Source organism: Acidithiobacillus sp. TH-A117 (assembly GCF_057473465.1).
Genome location: NZ_JBYCKQ010000013.1, coordinates 24,801 through 35,775, shown reverse-complemented (window position 1 = coordinate 35,775; position 10,975 = coordinate 24,801). Strand labels below are relative to the sequence as shown.

Genomic DNA, 10,975 nt, shown 5'->3' with positions numbered 1-10,975 from the left:
CTCATTCACTGGTTGCCAATCTGGTGTGGGCTTACTGGTGGGGTCATATTGCCATGGCCTTGCTGCATGCCATGCGTACTCCCCGGATATTGCGAATATTCATCCCCTAATTCTGCGCTAATCCTGGGTATATACCATGCATAAACGGATGGGCCAAACGGATCCATCCGGTTCTCAACGTATGCAACAGGAGCGATGTCATGAGCGTATCTAAAAGGATGGTTGCCGGAATTCTGGGAGGGGTTTTGTTTTTGTCCGCTTTCGGGGTATACGCTTTTACCGGTCAGAAGTTGGCGGGTGAGGCAAAAATCAGTATCGAGCAGGCGCGGGTAATGGCTCTGCAGGTTTACCCGGGAAAAATTACCGATCAGGAGCTGGAAAAAGAAAAAGGCGGCAGCGGGTTGCGCTATTCTTTTGTGATCAGAAGCGGGCATGTCAGCCATGAAGTGGGTATAGATGCCAGGACCGGAGCCGTTCTGGAGAACTCCCTGGAAGGCGACCACGCTGATTGATCAAGGGCTTATCCTGATCTGGTGAACCCGCTCCCCGGAGCGGGTAATATTATGTTTCGCAGGGGGTATCACTCAAATAATGCGTATTCTTCTGGTGGAAGACGATCAAATGATTGCTGAGGCGATTTCCGTCGCTCTCAAGGACGCTGCCTATGCCGTGGATTGGGTGCGTGATGGGGAAACGGCACTACGGGCCATTGCCAATCAGGAACACCAAGCTATTCTGCTGGATCTGGGATTGCCAAAAGTGGATGGTTGCACGGTGTTGCAGCGAGTCAGAGCCGTCGGGAACGCCATACCTACCATTATTATTTCTGCCCGGGATGGGCTGTCGGACCGCATCGAAGGACTGGATCTGGGAGCCGATGATTATCTGGTCAAGCCCTTTGCCATGGATGAGTTGCTGGCCCGTCTGCGGGCCATTATCCGTCGTCAGGGTGGACAGGGCTCTCCAATACTGGAAAACGGCTCTCTAAAGCTGGATTTAAGTACGCATATTGCGCAGATTGATGAGACCTGTGTGCTTTTGACGCACCGGGAGTTTGCCTTATTACAGGCGTTATTGTTGCGTCCCGGCGCAGTACTCAGTCGTACCCAACTGGAGGAACGTCTGTATGGCTGGAATGAGAGCGTCGAAAGTAACAGCATCGATTTTCTGATTCATGGTCTGCGCAAGAAGCTGGGTACTGAAGTCATCAAGAATGTGCGTGGTGCTGGCTGGATGATTCCTCGTCAATCATGAATCATTCTTTGCAGAGGCGTTTGTACATTGGCTTGAGCGTGGCTATTGTCTGCATGGGTTTGCTAGCTGGTCTGGCGTCTTTTTTTCTGGCCCTGAACGAAGCCCAGGAATATCAGGATGCTTCCTTGCAGCAGATTGCTGCACTGGTACCCCCGCAACTTTGGCAGAGTGCCTATCATGATGATCAAAGTCGAGTGGATGAAGACCCGGATGCGCGCATTGTCGTAGAGCCCTTATGTCATTTGGACTGTAGCAGGTTAAATGTCCCTTTGAAGCTACCTTGGCAGTTGTCTGCGGGATTCCATACCGTGACGGTGGAAGGCCAGGAATGGCGCATTTTTGTGCGGCGGCAGGGGCCAGATAATGCGTTGGCCGTGGCGCAGTCTACTGATGTGCGCAGTGATGCGGCTTTTGCCAGTGCCCGCTGGACATTATTACCCTTGTTGTTTCTGGTGCCGTTATTGATGCTTTTTTCACGGATGATTGTCCGGCGATCTTTGGCACCGATCCAGAATCTGGCTCATACCATGGACCGGCAAAATCCTGACCGTCCTGAGCCGTTGAGCATAGAAACGGTGCCATCAGAAATTGCCCCTTTTATTGAAGCCATCAATCGCCTGCTGGAAAGGGTTCGATTATTGCTGGAACAGGAGCGTCGCTTTATCGCTGATGCTGCCCATGAACTACGAACGCCGTTAACCGCATTATCTCTGCAGGTGCAGAACCTGAGTCGGGCGGACTCCTTGTCGGAATATCAACAGCGTTTGCAGCCGTTGCAAAAAGGTCTGGAGCGCTTTGCTCATCTGCTTGAGCAATTGCTGGGTCTGGCCCGGCAGCAGGCGACTGCTCCGAGTTTGGAAGTGGTAAATCTGGTGAGCACTGCCCGACAGGTGTTGGAAGATCTGTATCCATTGGCAGAATGCAAGAAAATCGATTTTGGCCTGGATGCCCCAAGCCCAATATGGGTGCAAGGTAGTCCTGCGGCTATATACAGCTTGTTACGCAATGTCGTCGATAATGCCTTGCGTTACAGTCCTGAGCACTCCGAAGTGACGATAAGTGTCCGGAGTGAGGGCAGTGATGCACTCCTGGAAGTGATGGACAGTGGTTCAGGTATTCCCATCGCAGAGTCGGAACGCGTATTTGATCCCTTTTACCGGATTCCTGGTACGCAAGAAGCGGGCAGTGGACTGGGTTTAAGCATTGTCCGCGCCATTGCCAATCAGTTGGGTGGACAAGTTTCCCTGTGCCCCCGCACTAAGCACGCCGGATTGCATTTTATTTATCGACAAAAACGAATCAGCCACTCTGTGAATAACTAACTCAGACTCGCTAAGTCTTGCCTAATTCAATCATGAGACACTGATAAACAAGTGTTTTACAGAACTTCTTCAATGTGAATGATTTTCAGGGAGTACAGGATTCATGACGTTGCGATTGTGGCCGGTAATCATGGGGGGCATGTTGTTGCTGGCCGGTTGTGCGCAGTATCAGCCGGCCCCCTTGTCGAATCATCTGGCCTCTGCGCAGGCAGTACATCGGGAAATGGCGGCGGCTTTGGCGCGGCTGCATCACCAGGTGCGGGCAGTGAATCTACAGGAGCCGTTTTCCGGGAGGACCCTCGGAGTCTTGACCGTCCTGCTCAATCCCCAGTTGCGGGCCATGCGCGCCCAATTTGGGGTTGCCCAAGCCCAGGTTTTTGCAGCAGGATTGCTCCCGGATCCTCAGTTGTCACTCAGTGCGGATTTGCCCGGCAATGTGGGGCAGGATATTACCAGGCCTATAGCATGGGGCTGAGCTGGAGTCTCGCCAGCCTCTTTACCCGTTCTGCCAATCTGGATATTGCCCGTGCCCAGGAAAAGTCGGTGCACTATCAGGTGGCCTGGCAGGAGTGGATGCAGGCCGGTAATACCCGGGCTCTCGCCCGCCAGCTCTATTATCTGCAGGAACAGGAGGCCGTCGCGGCGGCGGCCGCAAAAACCGCCGGGAAATGGTATCAGGCCTCTGCCGAGAACCTGCGCCTGGGTGACAGCACCATCAACACCGCTACATTACGGCAAATTGCCTGGCTGGATAGTCAGGACCGGGCACTGGCTATGCGTCGCCAAGTGACGGCCACCCGTCAGAAGCTCGATGCATCCATCGGCTTGCCGCCCGGGATGCTGATTCAGGTCCGGCCGCCGCAACTCTGGAAGCAATGTCCAGATGCAGCACGCTTGCTGGCCCTGGCCGAGCACCACCGACTCGATCTGCTGGCGCTGCGGGCCGGTTATCAGGCCCAGGAGGCGCGGGTACGGCGGGCCATACTCGGCCAATATCCCGGCTTCACCATCGGTTTCGGCAAGGCTGCCGATACCTCCAATGTGCAAACGTATAGTCCCAGTTTGACCCTGGATATTCCCCTCTGGAATCGTAATCGCGGTGCCATCACCCAAGCTGAGGCGACCCGCACCCAGCTTCGAGAGGCCTACAGCGCCCGGCTCTTTCAAACCCGCGCCGATATTTTTCGCCTGGTACAGGATCTCCATCGATTGCAGCAAGAAATCCAACCGTTGCAGCAACAAGTGCCGAAACTGGAGCAGGCCGAAAGTCGTTTGCGCAGGGCGGCCAGTGAACATGATGTGACCTTACTGGATTATGAAACCGTGCGTAGCCAGTCTCTGGCCAAGCGCTTGCAGTTACTGGCTTTGCAGGAATCCTTTGCCACCCAACAGGCAGCACTGGAACTGGCCGTGGGTTTACCCGTTGCAGATTGGGGGAAGCAGAAATGAAAAAATGGTTTCCAGCCTGGCAGATGCTGGTTTGGGGATGTTTTCTGTATGGGTTGTTCGGGGGAATGGCTATAGCCGAAGTTTCCGCTTTGGTGAAAACTACGCCGGTACGGATGATGTCCATGGCCGATCAATTACGGGTATATGGGACGGTGGAGTTTGCGCCGGAGGACGGCCGAACCATCGTGCTGCCCGCCGAAACCCTGGTCAGTCAGGTACTGGTGGCTGCCGGGCAGCGAGTCCGGCAGGGACAGCCCCTGCTACAGGTACAACCCTCGGTCAGCGATCAGCTACAGCTCAAACAAGCGGAAATCGCGCTGAAATTCGCCCGGGCCGAGCAGCAGCGGGTGACCAGTCTGCGGCAGCGGCAGCTGGCGACCAATAGCCAGGTGCAAAGTGCCGATCAAGCCCTGGCCCAGGCCCGTGCGGCACTGCAGGACATCCGCTTGCGCCTGCAGTCCTTACAAAAAGGCCAGGTGAGATCTCCCATCAGTGGGGTGGTGACCTTTGTGCATGTCCATCAAGGTGACCTGATCGCCGCTGGTCAGTCTTTGCTCAGCCTAAGTACGGGAAACGCCCTGCGCGTCTTGTTGGGCGTGGAGCCCGGTGATCTGCCGCGCATTCGGGTAGGTGATTCAGTGCTGCTGCGCTCGGTATATGGGGGGACCGAGGTTCAGGGGAAAATCACCCAGATTTACAGCCAGATCGACCCGCAAACCCGCCTTGCCCAAGTGGTGGTGCCCTTGCCCGCCCGGCCGGATTTGTTGCCAGGAGCCATGCTCCGGGCGGAGATCGTCCTGCATCGCCAAGAGGTGTTGGCCATCCCCGATTCGGCCGTCCTGCAGCAGGACGGTAAGTCCTACTGTTTTGTGGACGTGGCCGGTAAAGCCCAAAAACGTTGGGTGGAAACGGGTTGGCAACAGAGTGGCTGGATTGCGGTCAAGCAGGGATTGCAGGCCGGGGATGCGGTGGTGAGCCTGGGCAACTACGAGCTGAAACCCGGCATGGCCTTGCGGGTGAAAGGGCAATTCTGATGGGTGCCTGGCTCTTGCAACATCGTCGCTCCCTGCTGTTTTTGCTCTTCGTGCTGGTGGTGGCCGGACTCCTCTCTGCCACGAAAATGCCGGTGGCGCTCTTCCCCAATGTGGTTTTCCCGCGCATCGCCGTGTCGGCCGACTCCGGCAATATGCCCATTTCCCAAACGGAAATTGCGGTGACCCGGCCGTTGGAACAAGCCTTGCGGGCGGTCCCCGGTGTGCAGCACATTCGCTCGACCACGGCACGTGGGGCCACCGAAGTTTCGGTACAGTTTGCCTGGGGCAGCAATATGACGGAAGCCCTCTTGCAGGCGGAGTCCGCCGTCAACAAGGTGATGCCGGCCCTGCCGCCGGATACCCGTTTTACGGCCCGGCGGATGGACCCGACGGTATTTCCGGTGCTGGGCTTGTCCCTGACCTCGGGTCGTCTGGATGCGGTCGCCTTGCGTCGCTATGCCGAATATGACCTGCGTCCCCTCTTGTTGGCCATCCACGGGGTGGCGCAGGTGGACGTGCAGGGTGGGGCGCGCGAGGAATATCAGGTGGTGGTGGATCCGATGCGTCTGCAGAGTTATGGCCTGACCCTTGCTGCCGTGGAAAAGGCGCTGGGTAACGGGAATATCATTACTGCCGTGGGCCGCTTGCAGCGTCATTATCGGCTCTATCAGATTCTGAGTGAAAGTCCCCTGAAAAATGTCCAGGATATCGAGCATATCGTCCTCAAGACGGGGACGGCCGGAGTCGTGGATCTGGCTGACGTAGCCCATATCCAGGTGGGAACCGCACCCCAATGGACCACGGTGACGGCCAATGGCAAAAACGCCGTGTTAGTCAATATCAAGCAGCAGATGGGGGCCAATACGGTGGCCATCGATCACGCCATCCGTAGCTTGTTGCGCCAGGATGCCAGCCGTATTCCGCCGGGCGTCAAACTGAGCGTCTGGTATGATCAAAGTCAGTTGATTACGGCGGCAGCCTCCAGTGTGCGCGATGCGATTTTCATAGGCGCCGCCCTGGCGGCGCTGGTGCTCCTGGTGTTTTTGCGCAATCTGCGGCTGACTTTCATCGTCGCGCTGGTCTTGCCCAGCGTGCTTTTGGCCAGTGTGCTGGTGCTGTATGTATTGCATCAGAGCTTCAACATCATGACTCTGGGGGGTATGGCGGCGGCGGTGGGGTTGGTGGTGGATGATGCCGTGGTGATGCTCGAACACATCATGCGCCGTATCACCGAACATCCGGGTGAGGATGAGCCGGTGTCGGTATTGCACTCGGCACTGGAAATGAGCAAACCCCTGGCCGGGTCATCGGCCGCCACCATCATCATTTTTCTGCCTCTGGCGTTTTTGTCGGGCGTGACGGGCGCTTTTTTCCAGGCGTTGGCCATTTCCATTGCCGCAGCACTCCTGGTGTCTTTTCTGGTGGCGTATCTGGCCGTCCCCCTGCTGGCCGATCTGTTCCTGCGCCAACAGGACGCCGAGAAGGCCGAACATCAGGGACGTTTCTTGTCCTGGTTCAGCCATTGGTACGGCCATCATCTGGAAAAACTCCTGCAACGCCCGTTATTTTTATCCGGGATTGTGCTGGCCTTTCTGATTTTGGGCGGATGGTCCTACACCCAGGTGGGGAGTGGTTTCATGCCCGCCATGGATGAGGGAGGATTTGTACTGGATTACACCGCAGCCCCCGGTACCTCCCTGGCGGAAACCGATCGCTTGCTGGACCAGGTACAGCAGATTCTGGCGAAAAATCGGGATGTGGCCAGCTATTCGCGGCGCACCGGACTGCAGTTGGGCGGCGGTATCACCGAAGCCAATACCGGGGATTTTTTCATTCGCCTCAAGACCCGGCGACAACATTCTATCTGGCAGGTGATGCAGAGCGTTCGTCAGCAGATCCATGATCAGGTTCCGGGTTTGCGGGTGGAAACCGGGCAACTGATGGAAGACCTCATCGGCGATTTGACGGCGGTGCCCCAGCCCATCGAAATCAAGATCTTTGGTGCCAACGATCAGATCCTGCAAAAGCTGGCCCGCCAGGTAGCCGCACAAATCAGCCAGGTTCCGGGGGTGGTGGAGGTCTTTGATGGCATCACCATTGCCGGTGATGCGGTGGATATCCATGTGGATCCCGTAAAGGCGGCCCTCGCAGGAATGACCCCCGCAGAGGTGACCAGCCAGTTGCACACCTTGATGGAGGGGCGGGTCGTCAGCCGGATTCCCCAGGGGCAGGAAATGATCGGTGTGCGCATTCGCGCTCCACGTGGGCAATGGGATGCGATCCGGCGCCTGCGGCAACTCCCCATCATTGCTCCCGATGGCCATTATCTGGCCCTGGGGCAGGTGGCAGAAATCCGGATGCAATCTGGGCAGGCAGAACTGAACTCGGAAAACCTCAAACCCATGGTCGCGGTGACGGCCCGAATCGAAGGTCGGGCCATGAGCACGGTAATGAGCGAGGTCAAGGGGCGGCTGGCCCATCTGCAGCTCCCCCATGGCGTCTACCTGCAATACGGCGGGTTGTACCGCGAACAGCAGCAATCCATGCGCGAACTGGCACTGGTACTGCTGGCGGCCATTCTGCTGGTGACGGTATTGCTCCTTTTTCTCTATGAGCGTTTTACGGTGGTGCTGAGCATTCTGGCGACGTCTCTCCTGGCTCTGGGCAGCGTCTTTGTGGGCTTGTGGTTGACGGGCACGGAGCGCAACCTCACGGCGATGATCGGGATGACCATGATTGTCGGTATCGTGACGGAAACGGCGATCTTCTTTTTTGCGGAGGCCCGGTCTGCCGAACGCCACGAACTGGTGCGGGCGGGGAAGGCGCGGCTGCGGCCAGTGCTGATGACGACCATCATCGCCATCCTGGCGCTCCTACCCCTGGCTCTGGGTTTGGGTGCCGGGGCGCAGATGCAGGCACCTTTGGCCATCGCCATCATTTCCGGTCTGCTGGCGGAAATTCCTCTGGTCCTGCTGGTGATGCCGGCGCTGTATGTCTGGCTGGAACGGGTGCTGCAAAAAGGACCAGTGCCTATGCAGCACTGATCCGTAGTTTTACCCGATCAGTGTTTGCGGAGGGGGCGGGTTCTGATTCCCAGGAGGGTATAGGCGGGACACCATCCCACCAGACCGGTGATCAAGGGTAGCAGGCCCACCCAGCCCCAGGGCGTTTTTGGTCCGATGAATACCAGTGCAATGACAATGATTCCGACAATGACCCGAATCAGGCGGTCGGGCACCCCTTCATTGAACAGGGTAGATAACGACATGTTGGATTCCTCGTTGATGCCATAGAGAATGTTATCGTAGTGAGCTCGTTACAAGCTGTCTGTGACTTTCTCACCCCGGCGGCGGATTCACGCGGAGTCCGCCAAATGCCGCAACGCTGGTGCAGGTGAATCAGATGCGTGGCCTACTGTATGAATTCTGTGCGGATCTACCCCAGAGTCGCCAACAGGGGCTGAAAGCCGTGCCGAATGCTCTGGCCAATCTGGAAGGCACGGTATTCCCTATGATGATGGCTGGCAGAGTTACTAAACCCACAAGATCGTGAACTACAGTTCATACCCCGTTTTCTGGGAGTGCAAAACACAAAATTCTCTCATGTGCAGTCATGGGGAATCATGCAAGCGCAATGCAGAAAGTAAACCAAAAGTAAACCAAAAGTAAAAATGGATTGCATGATTAATTGCAACCCATTGTTTTTATTGGTGCGCTCGGAGAGAGTCGAACTCCCGACCTACTGGTTCGTAGCCAGTTGCTCTATCCAGCTGAGCTACGAGCGCGATGAGGGCGTAATATAGCGACTGCACTGGCCGGGGTCAACCGTTATGAGGATCGTGAGGTACCTCAGTATTTTGCCTGGCAACTACCGAGCATCGCGGAGAATGTATACATGTTCCTCGAAGTGCTCAGACTCGTTGGCACGCTCACGTTCGTGCAGATCGATTCTCGATATCTGTTCGACTTTCCATGTCCCAGCATAAAGTTGGCGCACCTCAGCCTCAGTCACGGGAAAGGGTGGCCCTTGCCGGCCTTCAGGAGGGAAATCCAGCGTAATAAGAAGAACAGCAGGCTGGGCAGGAAGAATAGTATGCAAGTGGCGGACATAAGCCAAACGCAGTGCCGGTGGGAGGGCAATGAGCGCGGCGCGATCATAAACGGCCTTCGTGCCAGTCAGATCCTCCTGCCGCAACTGAAAGATGTCCCCACAGAAAATTTCTATCTCACCGGACTGGTAATGTTGAAAGGCGCCGTGGGTAGTAATACTGGGAGTCAATCCGTGTTCCAGGAAAAAGGCCTCGACAGCTATGGGGCTGAGCTCGACCCCGGTTACCTTGAAACCTTGATGGGCCAGCCAGAGCAGGTCCACGCTTTTACCACAGAGTGGCACGAATACCCGGCTGCCGGGTTCCACGGCGAGCTGCGGCCAATGCGTCAAAAGCTGCTCGTGAAAATCCGGGCGATGGAAGCCGATACGGTTTTGTTGCCAGCGTTGTAGCCAGTCAGTGCTTTGTATGTTTGCGATTTAAGCTGTCTCTCACGTTATCATTACAAAAAGAAAATGCTATCAGGTTTTCCAACAGTTTGTTCCACGGGCCTGAATCTTAATCTGCCATATAGGGTAACATTTTTTTTGGTCACCGATTCACGCTGCATTACGCGTGTTAATCAGCGTTATTCGTTAGCCACCTGTCAGCATTTGTATTTTACCGCACAACGCCGTGGTAGTCTGTTCCTCAACTTCCTGAATAATGCTAATAATTGCCAGAATATTGCTTTATCCATGGTGAACCATGTTGACGCTGATCCCTGTTGAAAGCTGACCAATCCCAAGTGCTTTTTGGCAGCGCAACAGATTGATTGGATTGGGCTTCAAGATGCTACAGCAGGCAGAGAAACGCTGGATTGGGATTTATGCCCCGGAGAAAGTCCGAGACCTTTTTGCTGGAGTGAAATTTATCGATGGATTACCGGTCAACCAAACCCTGCCGGATAACCAACTGAGCGCCGCCTGAAGCTATGACAGGAAATGCTGATACACCAGAATTGACTATAGCTCTCCTGTGCAGGTCGGCATTCATGCGCGCATTGAGGACAAGAACTCGGTCGAGTGCGGACGATATTCGTCGCCCATCCAGGTGGCTCAGTTAGGAATAGTTTTGGATTTTTGGCCATTTTCTACTCTTCAGAGGCTCTGGGGCGAGAAATAAAATCTGCTTCGGCATTAACGAGTTGATTGCGCAACCACATCGGGTTCTGGCGGCAATCAAGAACCGCGTAGATGCGGATGTTGCTATCTTCTACGCGGTAATAAACAGCGAAGGGAAATCGCTTACCCAGTAAGCGATGGAAATTACCGAAATGAAGCGCATGTATACCCGCATAGATGACCAGAGAATCGATATCTGACGTCAGACTATCGAGAAAATAGGTGCCGAGCCCTCTGCTTGGGATTCATAAAAATGGTAACCATCCAGAAGGTCCTGCTGCGCCGCGTTGGATATCTCGATGATCATCGGGTGCTATTGCGCAGGTTCGCCTTGGCTGTATCCCAAGCCAAAAATTGGTCAGACCCCTGACGGAGGGCATTTTCCCTTTGGGCCAGTATTTCCCCGTGCCAGACGGGAGAGGGAATATTTTTCGGTTGCTGGCAGAGGCTATCCCATAGTGACTCCATCATCTGCAGTTTTTCACTGACAGTAAGTTCATTCAACTTGGGCAAGGCAGTCATGACATCGCTCCTTTTAGGTGGGAATCCACCACACTGGCAATTATTTAGTCATAGAATACCTCAATCTGGCGGACAAAATCTTCCTGTATCAGCCAGACATCCGTGAACTCGGCGAAGACCCAACGGTCGTGGCTGCCGAGGTTGATTACGCCGGGTACCCACTAGGTGTCCATGGTGGCTTTG

General features: G+C 55.5%; 10 protein-coding genes, 1 tRNA gene and 2 pseudogenes. 9 read left to right on the top strand and 4 right to left on the bottom strand.

Annotation, left to right across the window (positions count from 1 at the left end; genetic code table 11):
• The first annotated feature begins 200 nt into the window (after positions 1-200).
• The 7 genes from AC2VLR_RS02760 (at position 201) to AC2VLR_RS02730 (ending at position 8,103) form a co-directional block, all read left to right on the top strand.
• Positions 201-512, top strand: a complete 312-nt coding sequence (locus tag AC2VLR_RS02760) for a PepSY domain-containing protein (RefSeq protein ID WP_486880758.1) — start codon at positions 201-203, stop codon at positions 510-512.
• Positions 513-591: 79 nt separating this feature from the next.
• The gene (locus AC2VLR_RS02755; RefSeq protein WP_486880757.1) at positions 592-1,254 is read left to right on the top strand and encodes a response regulator transcription factor; all 663 of its coding nucleotides are present in this window, start codon (positions 592-594) and stop codon (positions 1,252-1,254) included.
• Complete coding sequence (locus AC2VLR_RS02750; protein WP_486880756.1) at positions 1,251-2,576, top strand: sensor histidine kinase; 1,326 nt, start codon at positions 1,251-1,253, stop codon at positions 2,574-2,576. The genes AC2VLR_RS02755 and AC2VLR_RS02750 overlap by 4 nt, the downstream gene beginning before the upstream one ends.
• Before the next feature lie 103 nt (positions 2,577-2,679).
• The gene (locus AC2VLR_RS02745; protein WP_486880755.1) at positions 2,680-3,051 is read left to right on the top strand and encodes a hypothetical protein; all 372 of its coding nucleotides are present in this window, start codon (positions 2,680-2,682) and stop codon (positions 3,049-3,051) included.
• Positions 3,042-4,025, top strand: coding sequence for a TolC family protein (locus tag AC2VLR_RS02740; protein ID WP_486880754.1), 984 nt, complete (start codon positions 3,042-3,044; stop codon positions 4,023-4,025). Before AC2VLR_RS02745 ends, AC2VLR_RS02740 begins: the two co-directional genes overlap by 10 nt.
• Positions 4,022-5,059: an efflux RND transporter periplasmic adaptor subunit gene (locus AC2VLR_RS02735; RefSeq protein WP_486880753.1), complete on the top strand. Its 1,038-nt coding sequence runs from the start codon at positions 4,022-4,024 to the stop codon at positions 5,057-5,059. Before AC2VLR_RS02740 ends, AC2VLR_RS02735 begins: the two co-directional genes overlap by 4 nt.
• A complete protein-coding gene (locus AC2VLR_RS02730) occupies positions 5,059-8,103 on the top strand; it encodes an efflux RND transporter permease subunit (protein ID WP_486880752.1) in 3,045 nt (1,014 codons plus the stop codon). The genes AC2VLR_RS02735 and AC2VLR_RS02730 overlap by 1 nt, the downstream gene beginning before the upstream one ends.
• 17 nt (positions 8,104-8,120) lie before the next feature.
• Here the strand turns inward: AC2VLR_RS02730 and AC2VLR_RS02725 are convergent, their stop codons facing one another.
• Entirely contained in the window at positions 8,121-8,327 is a 207-nt protein-coding gene (locus tag AC2VLR_RS02725; RefSeq protein WP_486880751.1) for a YgaP family membrane protein, read from the bottom strand.
• A 119-nt stretch (positions 8,328-8,446) separates the two neighbouring features.
• Here AC2VLR_RS02725 and AC2VLR_RS02720 point away from each other — a divergent pair.
• Positions 8,447-8,575: pseudogene (locus AC2VLR_RS02720) on the top strand (IS110 family transposase); the annotation flags it as partial.
• A 191-nt stretch (positions 8,576-8,766) separates the two neighbouring features.
• On the opposite strand, the gene AC2VLR_RS02715 reads toward AC2VLR_RS02720, so the two are convergent.
• Both AC2VLR_RS02715 and AC2VLR_RS02710 read right to left on the bottom strand, forming a co-directional pair.
• Positions 8,767-8,843 (bottom strand) — tRNA-Arg (locus AC2VLR_RS02715).
• An 83-nt stretch (positions 8,844-8,926) separates the two neighbouring features.
• Positions 8,927-9,535 carry a thiopurine S-methyltransferase gene (locus tag AC2VLR_RS02710; protein WP_486880759.1) on the bottom strand — a complete coding sequence of 203 codons (609 nt, stop codon included), beginning with the start codon at positions 9,533-9,535 and terminating at the stop codon, positions 8,927-8,929.
• Between the two features lie 373 nt (positions 9,536-9,908).
• Between AC2VLR_RS02710 and AC2VLR_RS02705 the strand changes: the two are divergent.
• Positions 9,909-10,076: pseudogene (locus AC2VLR_RS02705) on the top strand (IS256 family transposase); the annotation flags it as partial.
• Between the two features lie 497 nt (positions 10,077-10,573).
• On the opposite strand, the gene AC2VLR_RS02700 reads toward AC2VLR_RS02705, so the two are convergent.
• On the bottom strand, positions 10,574-10,792 hold the full coding sequence (locus AC2VLR_RS02700; RefSeq protein ID WP_215842711.1) for an addiction module protein: 219 nt from the start codon (positions 10,790-10,792) through the stop codon (positions 10,574-10,576).
• Positions 10,793-10,975: the final 183 nt, after the last annotated feature.